A 17077-nucleotide genomic window follows, 5' to 3' on the forward strand; every position below is an offset into this window, starting at 1 on the left:
GTCAGCGCTTGCGCGCCAGCGTCAGGCCGTCGCCCAGCGGCAGCAGCGACAGGTCGACGCGCTCGTCGTGGTGCAGCTTGATGTTGAGCGCCTGCAGCGCGGCGGTGTCGTCGCTGTCGGCGCGCTCGGCGACGCGGCCGCTCCACAGCGTGTTGTCGATGACGATCAGGCCTCCCGGACGCACCAGCCGCAGGCAGCGTTCGTAGTAGCCGTCGTAGTTGACCTTGTCCGCGTCGATGAAGGCGAAGTCGTAGTGATTCGCCTCGCCGGCCCGCAGGTGCGCGTCCAGCGTGGCCAGCGCGGGGCCGAGCTGCAGGTCGATCTTGTCGGTCACGCCGGCCTGCGCCCAGAAAGGCTTGCCGATGCGGGTATACTCGTCGCTGATGTCGCAGGCCAGGATGCGGCCGTCCGCCGGCAGCGCCAGCGCGACCGACAGCGCGCTGTAACCGGTGAACACGCCGATCTCGATGGTGTTGCGGGCGCCGGTCAGCTTGACCAGCATGGCCATGAACTGCCCCTGCTCGGGCGCGATCTGCATGGTGGCGCGTTCATGGCCGCGCGTGGCGTCGCGCAGCGCGGCTTGCGCAGGATGCTCGCGCAGCGAATGCGCCAGCACGTAGTCGTACAGCGGATCGGTGAGGTTGAGTGTGCGGTTGGACATATGGCGTCTCCTGGATTGGTTGGAGCGAGTGTAACAGCGTCACCCAGGCTTGCGCACTGCTAGCCGTGCGAAGCTGGCGACGCTTGCCACCGCGGCGAACGTCGCGGCCAGCGCCAGTGCGTAGCGGGTGCCGTGCGAAGTCGAGAGCATGAAGCAGTAGGCCACCAGCGCCGCGCCGGTGGCTTGGCCGGTCAGCCGGGCGGTGGCGACGATGCCGCTGGCGCCGCCCGCGCGCTCGGGCGGCGCGCTGCCCATGATGGCTTTCAGGTTGGGCGCCTGGAAGAAGCCGAAGCCGATGCCGCACCAGGCCATGCGCCAGCAGATGTCCAGCACCGACGGCTGCGCCGGCATCAGCAGCAGGGCCACCAGGCCGGAAGACAGCATCACCAGGCCGATGCCGCCCAAGGCGCCGGGCGCGTAACGGTCGCTCAGGCGGCCGGCGATGGGCGCCATCACCGCCACCAGCGCCGCCCATGGCGTCATCAGGAAGCCGGTCTCGATCGGCGAGCGGCCCAGCGTGGATTCAAAATAAAATGGCAGCGAGACGAAGGCCATGCTTTGCGCGGCGAAGGTGCAGGCGGCAGTCAGCGCGGACAGCGCGAACAGCGGACGGCGGAACAGGTCGACCGGCAGCATCGGCGCCGTGTGGCCGCGCTGCCGCCGCAGCAGCAGCGCGAAGAAAACTAGTGTGGCGGCGGCTTCCGGCAGCAGCCTGCGCCAGCTTGCCTGGTGGGCGGCGTCACCGAAGGTAAGGATCAGCAGGCCGAAGGCGAAGGCGTTGTAGACCGCCGTCGTGAGGTCGATCTTGTGCGCGGCGCGCGGCGTATGCGGCAGCGCGCGGCGGCCGAGCAGGATGGCGAACAGCCCCAGTGGCACGTTGACCGCGAACAGCCAGGGCCAGGATGCCGCCGCCAGGATCAGCGAGGCCACCGTCGGCCCGACCGCGAACGAGATGCCGACCACCAGCGAGTTGTAGCCGTAGCCGCGCCCCAGCAGCTTGGTGGGGAAGATCGCCCGCAGCATGGCGGTGTTCACGCTCATTAAGGCCGCGCCACCCACGCCCTGCATCAGCCGCGCGGCGACCAGCGAGGGCAGCGACCAGGCCAGCGCGCAGGCCAGCGAGGAGGCGGTGAACAGCGCGAGCCCGAACAGGCACACGCGCCGGTAGCCGGCCACCTCGCCCAGCGAGGCGAACGGCAGCAAAGTGGCGACCATGGCCAGCTGGTAAACGTTGACGATCCAGACCGAGGCGGCCGGCGTGGCGTGCAGCTGGGCGGCCATCGCGGGCAGGGCGGTGTTGGCGATGGCCGTGTCCAGCGAGGCCATGCTGACGCCGATGGCGACCGACAGCATGGCCCAGCGCCGCGCGTCGGGCGGCAGGCCATCGCGCGCGGCCAAGGTGGCGTCGGCGCTGAGCGTAGCAGACATGAACGATTCCTGTGGATGAGATGTAAGGCCCGTCATTGTGGCGCAAAACGCCGGCGATTGCAGCCGCCAGGCGGCGGTACGGGATCAGATCGTGGATGCGGGCTGCGAGATGTCGACGTCGTCGCTGGCGGCGCGGCGCAGATCGTTGCAGGCCTGGTCCAGCGCTGCCGCCACGCCGGGCAGGCGCTGGGTCACTTCATCCAGGTCGCCGGCTGCTGCGGCGGCCTCCATTTCGTGGCACAGCGTGTGCAGATGGGTCGAACTCAGATAACCGGCGCTGCCCTTGAGCGCGTGGATCGCCGCCGCAGCAGCGTGGGCGTTACCGGCCGCCACGGCGGCGCGCGCGGTGTCCAGACGGCGCGGCGCCTCGTCCAGGAAGGCCTGGGTGATGCGCTGCATGTGCGAGTGCGACAGCCCGGCCAGCGGCATGATCTGCACCGTGGACGGATCGATGCGCTTCTCGATGGCGGGCGCCACGCCGAACTGCTCGTCCAGCGATTCGGCGCGCGAGGCCGCGAGGCGCGCCGCATCTGTGGGGCGCAGCGGGCGGCCGCGGCTCAGGTGCTGGGCGATGGTCTTTTCGATCTGGTCGTAGAGCAGGCGCTCGTCGACAGGCTTGCTGAGGAAGCCATCCATGCCGACCGCCAGGTAGCGCGCGCGGTCATGGTCGCTGGCGTTGGCGGTCAGCGCGATGATCGGGATGCCGGGATCGAGCACGCGGTAATCCTCGCTGCCGCCGCTGCGGATCAGGCGCGCGGCCTGTTCGCCGTCCATCATCGGCATACGGCCATCCATCAGCACCAGGTCGTAGGCGGCGGTGCTCAGCGCGTGCAGCGCCTGCAGGCCGTTTTCCACCACGCGGATGTCGTGGCCCATGTTCTCCAGCAGCGTGCTGACGATGATCTGGTTGGTGCGCACGTCCTCGGCGCACAGCACGCGCAGACGGTAGGCGTGGTGCTCCTTGCGCGGCAGGCTGGATGGATCGACCACCGGCACCGCGCCCAGCGCCAGCGGCAGCGTGAAGCTGAAGGTGGAACCGACGCCGACGCGGCTCTCGGCGGCGATCGAACCGCCCATCAGTTCAACCAGCTCCTTGCAGATCGCCAGACCGAGGCCGGTGCCGCCGTAGCGGCGCGTGGTCGAGTGGTCGGCCTGCTCGAACTTCTGGAACAGGCGGGGCAGGGTCTCGGCCGGGATGCCGGGGCCGGTGTCGGTGATGTCGAAGCTGACGCTGGTGCGGCCGTCGACCGTCATCAGCGCCGAGGCGTCCAGCCGCACTTCGCCGCGGTCGGTGAACTTGATGGCGTTGCCCAGCAGGTTAAGCAGGATCTGGCGCAGACGGGTCGGGTCGCCGCGCACGTAGCGCGGCATGTCCAGCGCCAGGTCGCAGCGCAGCAGCAGGCTCTTGGCATCGGCCTGGCCTTGCAGGATGCCGATGGCGTCGTCCACCAGCGCGATCAGGTCGAAGTCCACCGTCTCGATCGACAGGCGGCCGGCATCGATCTTGGAGAAGTCGAGAATGTCGTTGAGGATGGCCAGCAGAGACTCGCTGTTCTGCAGGCCGATGCGCAGGTATTCCTCGGTGCGGCCGCGCACCGATTGGTCGCGCATGGCGAACTTGATCATGCCGATCACACCGGCCAGCGGCGTGCGGATGTCATGGCTCATCGCCGACAGGAAGTCGATGCGGTGGCGGCTGACCACTTCGGCGTGTTCCTTGGCCTCGGTCAGCTGGGCGGTGCGTTCCTGCACGCGCTGCTCCAGCGTGTTGCGCAGCAGGCGGATCTGGTCGGCCAGCGCGAAGGCCAGCAGCACGCCGTCCAGTGTGCCGCCCAGCAGCGTGAACAGCTGCGCGTTGGGGACCATGGCCGGAATCAGGCCGACGTTGGCAGGCAGGATCAGCAGCCCCGGCACCATCAGCGCCACGAAGCCCAGCACGAAGAAGCGCGCCGGATAATAGCCGCGCCGCCAGACCACGATGCCGCTGGTGAGCGCCATCGTCATCCAGATCGAGATGACGATGGTGGCGATGGTGTGCGCGTAGCTGAGGTAGAAGAAGCAGCTTGGCAGCGTCAGCAGCGGCAGCACGATGTTGATGCGGCTGAGTTTGTACAGCAGCGGCGAATGCTCTTCCAGCCGCAGGAAGTTGGTGTAGAACATGGTGCTGAGCACCGGCAGCAGGAAGAAGGGTACGTAGTGCCATTGCAGGTTGTGCCAGCCGAACAGGTCCGCCGTCATGTGAAAGGTCATGCCCCAGGCGATGGCGTAGCACAGCACGTACAGCGAGTAGTACAGCGAGGAGTTGTCGCGGGTGATCGAGTAGATGAAGAAGTTGAACACCGTGAGCGCCAGCAGCGCGCCGATGGATCCGATGATGAGCACGTTCTCGCGCGCCACCAGCTGCTGGTAGGTGGTGCGCGGCAGCACCGACATCACCGGCGTGCGCGCATAGTAGGGGCTGGCGAAGCGTATCAGCACCTGGTAGCGCTGGCCGGGTTGCAGGTCGACGTCTTTACCGTAGTGCAGCAGATAGGAATGGGGCTGGCGGTAGCCGGTCAGCATCTGGCGCGCGCTGCCGTCGGGGCCGAACACCTGGATGTCGACCATGTCGATCAGCGTATCGTTGGGATCGATGACCCAGGCGGGCTGGTGGCTGTCGTTGCGCAGCTCGGCATACAGCCAGTAGCTGCCGCCCAGCAGATCGACCTTGGTCGCGGGCTTGAGCCGCGCCAGCAGCTTGGGCAGGCCGGCGGCGTCGACCGGGAAGGGCTGGCCTTCGTCCAGGTAGAGCTTGCCTGTCGTCATTAAATCGATACTTGCGGTATTCACGCTGATGGCGGCCGGCAAAGTCTCGGCGGACGCCGCGGCGGCGGGCGGCAACTGCCACCATGCCAGCATCGCCAGCAGCACGACCCATAAGCCACGCGTCAGACCGTAAGACATCTTGCAAGCTTTACTCATTAGTATTCCGAAGGCCGCCGGTCTCGATAAGTTGGGTTTTTTCCATTTTAAACGAGAACTTATTGTTTTATCCAAAAATTGACCTGAGGCATGTAACGATACTTGGCGCGCGCCGGACGAGCCAGGTAAGATGGCGCCTTTGCACCACAGGAGCGCGATCGTGCTTATCTCCCCAGAACAATTCATCGGCTTTCTCAGCGCCGCCTTGCTGATCACGATTTCGCCGGGCCCGGATAATTTGATGGTGCTCAGCGTCGGCATGTCGCGTGGAAGGCGGCAGGGCATGGTGTTCGGCCTGGGCTGCGCGCTGGGCTGCCTGAGCCACACGCTGCTGGCGACGCTGGGCGTGAGCGCCCTGATCAAGGCGTCGCCGCTGGCGTTCGGCGCGCTCAAGCTGCTGGGGGGAGGCTACCTGATCTGGCTGGGTATCGGCGCGCTGCGCAGCCGTGGTGGCGCGCGGGTCGAGGGCGCCGGCGTGCCGGATGAGAGCTTGGGCAAGCTGTTTGTCAAAGGCTTGTTCGCCAACGCCGTCAATCCCAAGGTGGTGCTGTTCTTCCTGTCGTTCCTGCCGCAGTTCGTGGTGGCCGAGCGGGGCGACGCCAGCTGGCAGACCGCGCAGCTGGGTTTATTGTTCACGGCGCAGGGCGTGGTTTTGTTCGGCTTGCTGGGGTATTTCTCCGGCGCGGTGGGCGGGTGGATCAACCGCCATCCGGGCGCGGGGACGTGGATGGACCGTGTGGCCGGCACGATTTTCGTCGGCCTGGGGCTGAAACTGATCGTCTCCCGCTGAAAGAGTAAAAAAAGTCTGTTCGCGGCGCCGTATGTCATCAGCGCGTAATGTTGCGCTGCAATACTGGCTTTGCTCTTTCAAGTCTCTCCCGATTTGAAAACTTTTCGCCCGCGCCTCTTTGTGCCGCGGGCTTTTTTTTTGCCCTTCGCAACGGCGATTGCACTTGCAACTTTTTCATGTCATTATCAGAACATTAAGTTTGGAGCGGCAATCGTGCGTGAAATAGTTGTTTTGAAGATTACGGATAGTGTGTACGTGGATTTGCATGGCGTGAAGCTGGGTTCGACCAATGAGGTTGCCGAGGCTCTCGGGAAAATCTACGCCGACCATCCAGATGCGACCATTTCGATCGAAGCAGACACATCCTCACATTACGAGGCTATCGGCAAGGCGATTTACGGAAGTCACCGCGTCGGTTTTATCGGCGAACAGGTGCGCATCCTTGTCGATGGGAAGCTCCTGGAAACCTGACTCTGCGGAGAACCACTACCCGTGAAAGAATTTAGATTTAATATTTTCGGCGCCCTGATCGCCATTACCGGCACAGAAGGGAACTGGAGAGCTTTTTATCTTGGCGCCGAAGGGAAGCGCAGGCCAGCAGACTTCATAGTGCCGGGCAATGTCGCTGAAGAGGAGCTGTGTGAATATCTGGCAGACTTGTATCATGAGAATGCGACGCCTCGAAACTGCAACGCGGTGCAATTGCCATAAGAGTTTTTCCTGTGGAGGGACTTGATAATGTATTCGGAAGAGTTCAAGGTATTTAGCCGCTGGAACACAATCGGTGCCATTTCGCTTGTCTGTACTGTTGCATGTTCCATTGCCATTCAATGGATACAACCCTTCAGTGGCATTGGCACACTGGTTTTGCTGATACCTGCCGCGCTTTTTGCCTACAGTCTAATGCGAGTACTGCTTTTTCAAGGCCCCCGTTGTGGAAAGCCATCCTCTCTGACGCTGCGACATGGAAAATCTACGGGAAGAGCCTGTGCCCACTGCAATCTCGCTGCGGATTCTAACAAGTGAAAGAAAAGCTGCCAGTCTCGGTTGTGATTGCTCAAAGGCCGCTGTTCAAGGGTTCGGAAGTTACCCTCGAAGGCATCTTTGCCATGAGACGTGGAATAGGTTATTTTGTCCAAGCCTTGGAGGATGTGGATAAGCCTGCGCTGGCTATATTTGTTGATAGTCCGAACTTGGAAGAAGTGCTTTTGAAAAGTGTACCGGCGTATGGCGGAGGTCAGTTCAGCTATTGCCACGAGGCCAGCATCACTGGAGTTATAAAATCAAGTTTGTTAGCTGATTTTTCGTGTGCCATATCTAGTATTCGCGACTTTGTGGTCAATATGCATGGTGAGTCATTTGCCGTTAGGTTGGCGAAGTGATGGGTAGCGAAGTTTCTTCAAACTTGTTCAAGTTTTTACTTTTCAGCTTAGCTTGATTAAGCTCATGCCGTTGCCTACTATGGAATGACAAGATCGTCCCATGATTACCTGGGGCGAAAACAAGCGGAAAGGCAATCTCAAGAAGCACCGGATCGACTTTGCTGACTTGGTCGTGCTGTTCAATCACTACATGTACAGCGAAGAGGATACCAGCGCTAATTATGGAGAGGTTCGCATCAAGAGCCTCTGCTGGTTTGAGGGACGAGTTGTGCGGCTAATTTGGCTTGATCAAGCGGACTCAGCTCGACTAATTTCAGGCAGGAATGCGACTAAACATGAAACGCGAATCTATTTCGAAAACGCCCCTCTTTACTAAAGAGCAAATCGAAGCCGCGATTGCAGCGGCGCCCGATTACGTTGATGATCCGGAGTCACCGTACGATCCGAACAACGAGGCCGAAGTTGAGGCCTTCTGGGCCAATGCAAAGCGAGTCATGCCCGGGGAGCACCGCTTCCAACAGCACGCCAAAAAAAGTGGTTAAGATTACTTGGCCACCAGCGTGAAGCGCAGCTCCATTTGATCCTGCACGGCCAGCGCGCCGGCCATCACGGAAAACGGGGTGATGCCGAAATCACTTTGTTTCAGGTTGACGCTGCCGGTGACGGTCATCACGCCCTTGGCTTCGCGGATCTCCACGGGAATGGCCATGCTGCGGGTAACGCCGTGCAGCGTGATTGCCACCTGCAGCGGCTGGCCTGCCGCGCCGCGTTCGGCGTGCACATTCACCAACGGATAGTGTTCCGCATCCAGCACCTTGGTCAGCATATTGTTGCGGGTGCCTTCGATGGCGTCGGCGGAGGGTTGCTTCTCCAGCCTGGCGGCGATGCGCAGCTCGGCCTCGTCGACCGTGAGCTGGTCCAGGCGGAATTGGAAGTCGGCCCGGTTCTCGGCCGGTGCGACGGTGCCGCTGATGTGGCGGCTGGCGACCACATGGTCATGGCCCAGCCGCGCCAGCAGGCCGCCTCGCCGCACCGTGACGGTGATCAGCGATAGTCCGCTGTCGATGTTCAGCACGGCTGCGGCAGGCGTCGCCGGGCGCGGCGGATGGGCGATGGAGGCGGCCGGCTTCGCGGGCGCTGGAGTATGCGCGGGGGCGGCGGCGGGCGTCTCCGGCGCGGGGCCGGGCAGCTGCGTACACGCGGCCACGCAGGCGCACAGCACGCCCACTTTCAAATATGTTTGGAATTTTTTCATCGCTGCGCCGGTAGTCATTTGGCCGTCATAATGCCCGATTATGATGCGTCTCGCTGGTTCCAGCGTGCTCCAGTTGGTCTCCGCGCCCAAGCCGGCGCGGGATTTCACAAAGCATGACTCAGCAGGCTCGCCGGTGGCCTGAAACACCGGCACCATCACCCTTAAGTCTCCCCTTAATGAATCCCTAAGCCTATGCCAGCCGATCGCTGGCAAAGTGACACCTGTAGCGCGCGGTTCAAGCCTCGCGCCCGGTTGCCGGACTCCATCAAGCCCGGCACAAATTTCGTCCAGGCGGCACGATCGCCGCCGGACCAACGGCCATCCCCACGCTTTCGAGCGTTTTCGTAACCAGCATCATCTCGCGATGACGCTGGTTTTTTTTGCCCGATCAACCGTGCTTGGCGAGCCAGGCGTCGATTTCCGGCAGGCGCGTGGTGCGCAGCTTCACGCGGTACTGGATCGAGGCGATCGCGGTCCGGGTGTCGCCTTGCGCTTCGGCCGGCAGGTATTGCTTGGCGTAGGCGCGCAGCTTGTCGATCATGGCCGGATCGGCCGAGCGGCCGCCCAGGCCAGGGAAGTAGCGGCTGCGCGAGGTGGCGTCGATCTTCTTCTCCAGCTGTCCGTGATGGCCTACAGCGAAGTCGTAGGCCATGTCCGGGTGATGGCCGGCCACATGGTTCAGGATGGACGCGCCTTCGGTGGCGCCGCCCTCGTCGGTCAGCGCCAGGTCCAGCGCGCGCTGCGCCAGCGCCTTGTCCTTGACGGTGGCCAGCAGGTCATACAGCTCGCTCTTGATCATGGTCGATTTCTCTTCGCGGGCGGCTGCGTGCAGCTGGTCCCAGGTCGCGGCATCGGCATTGGCGGCGATCACGCCCAAGATAGGGCGGCGCAGCGCCGCAGGCATCGCATCCTTGTCCGTGGCCGATGCGGCATAACGGCGACGCGCTTCCGCGACCACGCCTTCGTCGCCGACGGCACCCAGCACGTTGATCAGCGTTTCGCGCAGGTTGGCCACCGGCGCCGCTTCATCCGCTGCCTTGGTCCAGCCGAAGCGCGCCAACACCGGTGCCAGGCGCTTGCGCGCGTAGCGGTCCAACGCGGCCTGTTGTTCAGGCTTGCCTTCGTAGCTCTGGTGCAGGGCGGCCAGCGAGCCGGCGATCTCCTCCCACACCTGCGGCGCTGCATCCAGCGGCGCCTTGCTGGCCAGGTCGAGGAAGCTGGAAGCCGGCATCAGGCCCGCCATGCCCAGCGACCAGCTGTCCGACAGCAGGCCCAGTTGATCGATGGCCGGCAGGCCGGCGAAGCTGTCGGTCAGCGCGGCAAACGCCTTCGGCGCGTACAGCGTGCGGTAGTAGCCGCTCTGGCCCGCGTTGACCAGCACCGTGCCGCAACCCGGCAGCGTCATGCTGGCCTTGCCGTTGACGAGAGAGCGCACCGGCGCGCCGCCCACGGTCTGGGCGATCACCGGCACGCGCCAGTTCAGGGGCTTCTTGTCGGTGCGGTCCTTGCTGAACTCCCCCTGCGTCAGCGCGATGGTGGTCTGGCCGTTTTTGCAGACGGCATCGGCCACGCGTATCATCGGCACGCCCGGTTGCAGCGTGAAGTCGTGCGCGATCGCGGTGATCGGCTTGTGCGCTGCCTTTTCCACTTCGCGCCACAGGTCGTCGGACACCGTGTTGCCATACGCGTGCTTGGCCATGTAGCTGCGCACGCCCGCGCGCCAGGCGTCGTCGCCGACGTAGTTCTCCAGCATGCGGATCACCGACTCGCCCTTTTGATAGGTGATGCTGTCGAAGGCCTGGCTGGCCTGTTCCACGGTGCTGATGTGCTGCACCACCGGATGGGTGGTGGCCAGCGCGTCGCGGCCCATGGCCTGTTCACGCGTGCCGACGGCGCGCAGTTCCCAATTCCATTCGGGGTGCAGACGGGTGGTGGTGCGCGATTCCATCCACGAGGCGAAGCCTTCGTTCAGCCACAGGTCGTCCCACCAGCCCATCGTGACCAGGTCGCCGAACCATTGGTGCGCCATTTCGTGCGCGGCCACCAGGAAGGAGGTCTCCTTGTCCGACTGCGTGGCGACGCGTGGGTCGAGCAGGATCGCGGCTTCAAAGGTGAAGATCGCGCCCCAGTTTTCCATCGCGCTGAAGAACTGGCTGCGGCCCGGCGCGGCGATGTTGTCCAGCTTTGGCAGCGGGTACTTGACGCCGAAGTAGTCGTTGTATTCCTTCAGTACGGCGACCGACGAGTCGAGCGCGAACTGGGCCTGGCCCAGCGAACCTTTCTGCGTGACGACGCCCAATTCGGTGCCGCCTTCGACCGCGCTGGCGCGTTCGAATTCGCCCAGGCCGAAGAACAGCAGGTAGGTCGACATCTTCGGCGAGGTGGCGAAGCGCACCAGTTCGCGGCCATCGGCCAGCTTGGTGGTGGAGGCCACCGGCATGTTCGACACGGCCATTTGGCCGGCAGGTACGGTCGCTTCCAGCGTGAAGGTGGCCTTGTAGAACGGCTCGTCCCACGACGGGATCATGCGGCGCGCTTCGGAGTTCTCAAACTGGGTGTACAGGGCGCGCTTCTTTTCGCCGCCGTTCTGATAGTCCAGCGAGAAGATGCCGGCCGCCTGGGTGCCGATTACGCCGGTGTAGTCCAGTTTGAGCTGGTAGCTGCCCACCGCCAGTGGCTGGGCGAATTCGAAGGTGGCGGTTTGCTTGTCGTTGTCGACGTTGATCTTGGTGGCGGCCAGCGCAGGCTTGCCTGGCCCCGCGCTGATCGCGGCGGCGCTGAATTTCAGGTCGGCGGCGTTGAGGGTGATGCTGTTGCTGGCCTGCTTGATGTCTAGCGCGATGACGACGCTGGCGCTGAAGCTGCTGTTGGCGGCATCCGGCACCAGCGAGACCGCGTAGTGCGTGGGCACGGCGTTGCGGGGAAGCTGGGTGGTGACCTTGGCGGCCTTGGTGGCCGGCGCGGCGGCCACGGTCAGTGGGGCGAGGCCGGTGGAGAGGCCGAGCAGCGCCATCACGGCGAGCGATATCAAACTGCGTTTCATGCATTATCCTTCAGTAAGGTGGGCCGATAGGCATACGATATAAACCGTTATTGGCTTCGTGGGCCAGCGAGCAATCTACGGCTATCTGGTCACAATGTCAATCTTGGTGGCTGTGGTTCAAGCTATGATGCCGGTATGACCATCCTATGAAAGGAACTACCATGAAGTTCTATACCTCGCCGCGTACACCCAACCCGCGCCGGGTCGCCATGTTCATGGCCGAGAAGGGACTGGCCGATATCGAACAGGTGTCGATCGACCTGCTCGGCGGCGCGCACCGCAGTGCCGCCTATCTGGCCAAGAATCCGTTCGGCCGCGTGCCGGCGCTGGAGCTGGACGATGGCCGCATCCTGTGCGAAACGCGCGCCATCTGCACGTGGCTGGAGGGCTACGCGCCGGAGCCCAACCTGATGGGCGACGGCTTCGACGAGCGCGCCTTCATCGAGATGACGGATCGTCGCGTCGAGCTGCATCTGTTCATGGGGATCGCGAACTGCATACGTCATACGCATCCGGGCCTGGCGATACTGGAGCAGCCGCAGTTCGCCGATTTTGGCGCCTCGCAGGGCGAGAAGATGCGCGACACCGCGCGCTGGCTGGATGGCGTGCTGGCCGGGCAGCCTTTCGTGGCGGGGCAGCGCTTCACGATCGCCGACATCACGGCGTTCTGCGCGTTGGAGTTTGCGCGCGGCCTGATGAAGTTCCGGCCGGGCGCGGAGGGCATGGACCACCTGCAGGCCTGGCGCGACCGCGTGGCGGAACGGCCGAGCGCTTCGGCCGTGTACTAGCAACGATCAGCTCAGGCCACGCGCTTGTACCAGGGCTGTTGCGGGAACAAGGGTTTGTAGCGGGCGGCCAGCGGATCGCCCGCTTCCAGCGGACGGTCCAACGCCAGCACGCCGGTCGGCGCCAGACTGTCGTCGAACAGCCGCAGCACGCGCTGGCGCAGCGCCGGGCCGAAGTCGGGCAGGGTGCGCCGTCCCAGTATCATCTGGAACTCGTTGAACGAGGCGTCCGTGACCAGGTTGTATTGCGCCCACGTGATGCGGTTGCGCAGCTGCGGCCGCAGCGTCGCATGCAGGCCGTCGCCGCTGACTTCGAAATAGTCGAGCAGCTTGCCCGTGCCGCCGCTGCGCACGTAGTTGGCTTGCAGTTCGCCCAGGCGCGCCATCGGCAGGCTTGCGGCCTGCGCTTCCGCCAGCAGCGCATCGCTGGAGACGGTGGCGTAGATTTCGGTGCGCGCGCCGAGCTGCTCCTGTTCCAGCAGAATGGCCAGCGTCCACGCCTGCTGGGCGCCGGCGCAGTCGGCCAGCCACACGCGCGGCAGCGCGGCGCCGTGCAGGCACACGCCCAGCGACATGCGCAGCAGCGACGCTTCGGCCGCGTCGTCGAACATCAACGCCGGTTCCACTGAGAGCTCACGCAGCAGCACATTCCAGGCATGCGGCTCGTGCAGCACGCGGGCCTGCAGCGCAGAGATGGTGGACAAGGACAGCTGCACCATCGCCGCCTGCACGCGGCGCGTGACCACGTCGCGCTGGTAGCCGCGATAGTCGTAGCCGTAGACCTGGAACGCGGCCTCCAGCAGCAGCTCCAGTTCCAGCTCCTCCACCGTGGACGGCGAGTGCCGGCGCTGGCCGCCTGCATGAGCCCCGCCGGGCGCGGAGACCACGGAAGCCGTGGAATCCGCGTATGGCTGCGGATTGGTGGCCGTCCCGCCGGCGTCGGCGGGACGCAGCGCCGCGCGCAGCGACGCCATTAACGAGTTCACGACGCTCATCAGTGCAGCCACACCCGCATCAGCGACAGCAACTGCGCCACGTCCACCGGCTTGGTGATGTAGTCCGACGCGCCGGCCGCGATACACTTGTCGCGGTCACCCTTCATCGCCTTCGCCGTCAGCGTGATGATCGGCAGCGATTTGAATTTGGGGATGCGGCGGATGGCGCGCATGGTGTCGTAGCCGTCCATCTCCGGCATCATGATGTCCATCAGGACGATCTCGATGGTCGGATCTTTTTCCAGCACCTCGATGCCGTCGCGGCCATTTTCGGCGAACGACACCTGCATCTGCTGGCGTTCCAGCAGCGACGACAGCGCGAAGATGTTGCGCAAGTCATCATCCACGATCAGCACCTTGCGGCCGGCCAGGCCGCCGTCGGCCGCGTGGATCTCCTCCAGCATGCGGCGCTGCGCCTCCGGCAGGCTGGCCTGCGAACGGTGCAGGAACAGCGCGGTTTCATCCAGCAGGCGCTCCGGCGAACGGGCGTCCTTGATGACGATGGTCTTGGCGTAGCGCTTCAGCTTTGCCACCTCCTTGCGGTTCAACTCCTTGGCGGTGTTGATCACGATGGGCAGGTCGCGCAGCGATTCGTCCTTGCCGATGATGTCTAGCAGGTCGAAGCCGCTGATGTCGGGCAGCGTCAGGTCCAGCACCATGCAGTCGAAGTGCGCCTCGCGCAGCGCGTCCAGCGCGGCCTGGCCGGTGTCGACGGCGACGATGTGCAGGTCGGCGTCGCCGATCAGGGCGACGATGGCGTCGCGCTGCATTTGTTCGTCGTCCACCACCAGCAGGCTGCGCTTACCGCCCAGCAGGAATTTCTGGATGCGCGTGAACTCCTCCTGCAGGGCGGCCTTGCTGACCGGCTTGTTGAGGTAGGAGATCGCGCCCAGGCGCAGCGCCCGTTCGCGCTCGCGCAGGCTGGACATCACATGCACTGGAATGTGGCGCGTGCTCGGGTCGCGTTTCAGGCGGTCCAGCACCGTGAAGCCGTCGATGTCCGGCAGGTCCAGGTCGAGCAGGATGGCGGACGGCAGGTAGTCGCGCGCCAGGCTCAGTGCCGAATCGCCCTGCATCGTCACGATGCCCTTGAAGTTCTTCTCGCGCGCGAAATCGAGCACGATCTTGGAGAAGCGCTCATCGTCCTCGATGATCAGCACCGACGGGTCGCCCGGCGCCACCAGGCCGCGGTCGTCGCTGCTGCTGTATTCCTCCATGTCCGTGTCGATGTCGGTGATGGCGTTGCCGTTGTCGTGCTCCGGCATCGACAGCTCGCTGTAGTGCGGCGGCGTGTAGACCACTTGCGGGGCCGGTGTCGGCAGGCGCACCTGCGGCTGGCGGCCCATGTCGTAGTTGATGAAGCCCGCGCGGTTATACGGCAGGAACAGCGTGAAGGTGGAGCCGTTGCCGACCGCCGATTCGACGCGGATCTCGCCGCCCAGCAGGCGCGCCAGCTCGCGCGAGATCGACAGGCCCAGGCCCGTGCCACCGTATTTGCGGGCGGTGGAACCGTCGGCCTGCTGGAACGCTTCGAAGATCAGCTGCAGCTTGTCGGCGGCGATGCCGACGCCGGTGTCGCTGACGGCGAAGGCCAGCACCGCGTCCGCGTGCAGCAGGTTGGGGTGGTCGCTGGAGAAGCCGCTGTTCACCAGGCTGATATTGAGCGACACCTGGCCGTGCGTGGTGAACTTGAACGCGTTCGACAGCAGGTTTTTCAGCACCTGCTGCAGGCGCGTGGTGTCGGTCATCATCGCGGTCGGCAGGTTGTCCTTGAGCTCCACGGAGAAGCCCAGGTGCTTGGCCTCGGCCATGTGGCGGAAGGTGCGGTCGACGTAGTTGCGCAGGTTCTGGAAGCGGTACTCGGAGACGTCCAGCGTCACGGTACCGGATTCGATCTTCGACAAGTCCAGAATGTCGTTAATCAGCGTAAGCAGGTCGGAGCCGGAGCCGTGGATGGTCTTGGCGAATTCCACCTGCTTGCCGGACAGGTTGCCGTCCGGGTTGTCGCCCAGCTGCTGCGCCAGGATCAGCAGCGAATTCAGAGGTGTGCGCAGCTCGTGCGACATATTCGCCAGGAACTCGGACTTGTACTTGGAGGACAGCGCCAGCTGGGTGGCCTTTTCCTCCAGCGCCAGCTTGGCCTGCTCCACCTCGCGGTTTTTGCGTTCCACCTCGATGTTCTGCTCGGACAGCAGGCGGGCTTTTTCGGCCAGCTCCTGGTTGGTCTGTTGCAGTTCCTGCGCCAGCGATTGCGACTGCGTCAGCAGCGATTCGGTACGGCTGTTCGCCTCGATGGTGTTCAGCACCACGCCGATCGATTCCATCAGCTGGTCGAGGAAGGACAAGTGGGTTTCGGTGAAGCGGTCCAGCGAGGCGATCTCGATCACCGCCTTGACCTGCTGCTCGAACAGGATCGGCAGCACCACGATATTGGTCGGCGGCGCCGCGCCCAGGCCGGACGAGACGACGATGTAATCGCGCGGCACGTCGGTCAGCCAGATGCGGACCTTCTCCACCGCGCACTGGCCCACCAGGCCTTCGCCCGGCAGGAAGGAGGTGGGCAGTTTGCGGCTGGAACGGTAGCCGTAGCTGGCGATCATGCGCAGGCGGGCGTCCGATTCCTGCGAGTCCATCATGTAGAACACGCCGTGGTGGGCCGACACCAGAGGCGCCAGTTCGGACAGAATCAGCTTGGTCACGGCCTGCAAGTCGCGCTGGCCCTGCAGCAGGCGGGTGAAGCGCGCAAGGTTGGTCTTCAGCCAGTCCTGCTGCGCGTTCTTCAGCGTGGTGTCCTTCAGGTTCCGGATCATCTCGTTGATGTTGTCCTTCAGGTAGGACACCTCGCCGCGCGCCTCCACCTGGATGGAACGGGACAAGTCGCCGCGTGTCACGGCGGTCGCCACCTCGGCGATCGCGCGCACCTGGTTGGTCAGGTTTGCCGCCAGCTGGTTGACGTTCTCGGTCAAGTCCTTCCACGTGCCGGCCACGCCGGACACGTTGGCCTGGCCGCCTAGCTTACCCTCGGTACCCACCTCACGCGCCACCCGCGTCACCTCGGATGCGAACGAGGACAATTGGTCCACCATCACGTTGATGGTGTCCTTCAGTTCCAGGATCTCGCCCTTCACGTCCACCGTGATCTTCTTCGACAAGTCGCCGCGCGCCACGGCGGTGGTCACCGCCGCGATGTTACGCACCTGGCCCGTCAAGTTGGATGCCATGAAGTTCACGTTGTCGGTCAAGTCCTTCCAGGTGCCGCCGACGCCCGGCACGTAAGCCTGGCCGCCCAGCTTACCCTCGGTGCCCACCTCGCGCGCCACCCGCGTCACCTCGGATGCGAAGGAGGACAATTGGTCCACCATCACGTTGATGGTGTTTTTCAGTTCGAGAATCTCGCCCTTCACGTCCACCGTGATCTTCTTGGACAAGTCGCCGTTCGCCACGGCGGTGGTCACGTCCGCGATGTTACGCACCTGGCCCGTCAAGTTACCCGCCATCGAGTTCACGCCGTCGGTCAAGTCCTTCCAGGTGCCGGCCACGCCGGGCACGTTGGCCTGGCCGCCCAGCTTACCTTCGGTACCCACCTCGCGCGCCACCCGCGTCACCTCGGATGCGAAGGAGTTCAATTGGTCCACCATCACGTTGATGGTGTTTTTCAGTTCCAGGATCTCGCCCTTCACGTCCACCGTGATCTTCTTGGACAAGTCGCCGTTCGCCACGGCGGTGGTCACGTCCGCGATGTTACGCACCTGGCCCGTCAAGTTACCCGCCATCGAG

14 protein-coding genes are annotated in these 17077 nt (G+C 64.1%); 7 read left to right on the forward strand and 7 right to left on the reverse strand.

Annotation, left to right across the window (positions count from 1 at the left end; genetic code table 11):
* Position 1: 1 nt before the first annotated feature.
* The 3 genes from ACUJB0_RS29100 to ACUJB0_RS29110 all read right to left on the reverse strand — a co-directional run bounded on the left by ACUJB0_RS29100 (position 2) and on the right by ACUJB0_RS29110 (position 5032).
* Complete coding sequence (locus ACUJB0_RS29100) at positions 2-661, reverse strand: class I SAM-dependent methyltransferase (protein ID WP_444848298.1); 660 nt, start codon at positions 659-661, stop codon at positions 2-4.
* A gap of 39 nt (positions 662-700) precedes the next feature.
* On the reverse strand, positions 701-2089 hold the full coding sequence (locus ACUJB0_RS29105; RefSeq protein ID WP_444848299.1) for an MFS transporter: 1389 nt from the start codon (positions 2087-2089) through the stop codon (positions 701-703).
* Between the two features lie 84 nt (positions 2090-2173).
* Positions 2174-5032 (reverse strand): hybrid sensor histidine kinase/response regulator, encoded by a 2859-nt coding sequence (locus ACUJB0_RS29110; protein ID WP_444848300.1) that lies wholly within the window; start codon positions 5030-5032, stop codon positions 2174-2176.
* Positions 5033-5210: 178 nt separating this feature from the next.
* Between ACUJB0_RS29110 and ACUJB0_RS29115 the strand changes: the two genes are divergently transcribed.
* From ACUJB0_RS29115 to ACUJB0_RS29140, 6 genes are all read left to right on the forward strand, one after another.
* Entirely contained in the window at positions 5211-5840 is a 630-nt protein-coding gene (locus ACUJB0_RS29115) for a LysE family translocator (protein ID WP_444848301.1), read from the forward strand.
* A 93-nt stretch (positions 5841-5933) separates the two neighbouring features.
* A complete protein-coding gene (locus ACUJB0_RS29120) occupies positions 5934-6311 on the forward strand; it encodes a hypothetical protein (RefSeq protein ID WP_444848302.1) in 378 nt (125 codons plus the stop codon).
* Positions 6312-6332: 21 nt separating this feature from the next.
* Positions 6333-6551, forward strand: a complete 219-nt coding sequence (locus ACUJB0_RS29125; RefSeq protein WP_444848303.1) for a DUF7661 family protein — start codon at positions 6333-6335, stop codon at positions 6549-6551.
* A gap of 311 nt (positions 6552-6862) precedes the next feature.
* Positions 6863-7222 carry a hypothetical protein gene (locus tag ACUJB0_RS29130; RefSeq protein ID WP_444848304.1) on the forward strand — a complete coding sequence of 120 codons (360 nt, stop codon included), beginning with the start codon at positions 6863-6865 and terminating at the stop codon, positions 7220-7222.
* Between the two features lie 100 nt (positions 7223-7322).
* A complete protein-coding gene (locus ACUJB0_RS29135) occupies positions 7323-7598 on the forward strand; it encodes a BrnT family toxin (protein ID WP_444848305.1) in 276 nt (91 codons plus the stop codon).
* On the forward strand, positions 7558-7764 hold the full coding sequence (locus tag ACUJB0_RS29140; protein WP_444848306.1) for a hypothetical protein: 207 nt from the start codon (positions 7558-7560) through the stop codon (positions 7762-7764). The genes ACUJB0_RS29135 and ACUJB0_RS29140 overlap by 41 nt, the downstream gene beginning before the upstream one ends.
* Before the next feature lie 2 nt (positions 7765-7766).
* On the opposite strand, the gene ACUJB0_RS29145 is transcribed toward ACUJB0_RS29140, so the two are convergent.
* Both ACUJB0_RS29145 and ACUJB0_RS29150 read right to left on the reverse strand, forming a co-directional pair.
* Complete coding sequence (locus ACUJB0_RS29145) at positions 7767-8477, reverse strand: YceI family protein (RefSeq protein ID WP_444848307.1); 711 nt, start codon at positions 8475-8477, stop codon at positions 7767-7769.
* 388 nt (positions 8478-8865) lie between these two features.
* On the reverse strand, positions 8866-11520 hold the full coding sequence (locus ACUJB0_RS29150) for a M1 family metallopeptidase (RefSeq protein ID WP_444848308.1): 2655 nt from the start codon (positions 11518-11520) through the stop codon (positions 8866-8868).
* Between the two features lie 161 nt (positions 11521-11681).
* On the opposite strand from ACUJB0_RS29150, the gene ACUJB0_RS29155 reads away from it, so the two are divergent.
* The gene (locus ACUJB0_RS29155) at positions 11682-12308 is read left to right on the forward strand and encodes a glutathione S-transferase family protein (RefSeq protein ID WP_161091840.1); all 627 of its coding nucleotides are present in this window, start codon (positions 11682-11684) and stop codon (positions 12306-12308) included.
* An 11-nt stretch (positions 12309-12319) separates the two neighbouring features.
* Here the strand turns inward: ACUJB0_RS29155 and ACUJB0_RS29160 are convergent, their stop codons facing one another.
* Together ACUJB0_RS29160 and ACUJB0_RS29165 are read right to left on the reverse strand one after the other, a co-directional pair.
* Entirely contained in the window at positions 12320-13300 is a 981-nt protein-coding gene (locus ACUJB0_RS29160; RefSeq protein ID WP_444848309.1) for a CheR family methyltransferase, read from the reverse strand.
* A partial coding sequence (locus tag ACUJB0_RS29165; protein WP_444848310.1) for a response regulator occupies positions 13300-17077 on the reverse strand: 3778 nt, incomplete at its 5' end. The genes ACUJB0_RS29165 and ACUJB0_RS29160, both read right to left, overlap by 1 nt.

The organism is Duganella caerulea (assembly GCF_040362985.1).
Lineage (GTDB): Bacteria > Pseudomonadota > Gammaproteobacteria > Burkholderiales > Burkholderiaceae_D > Rugamonas > Rugamonas vulcania.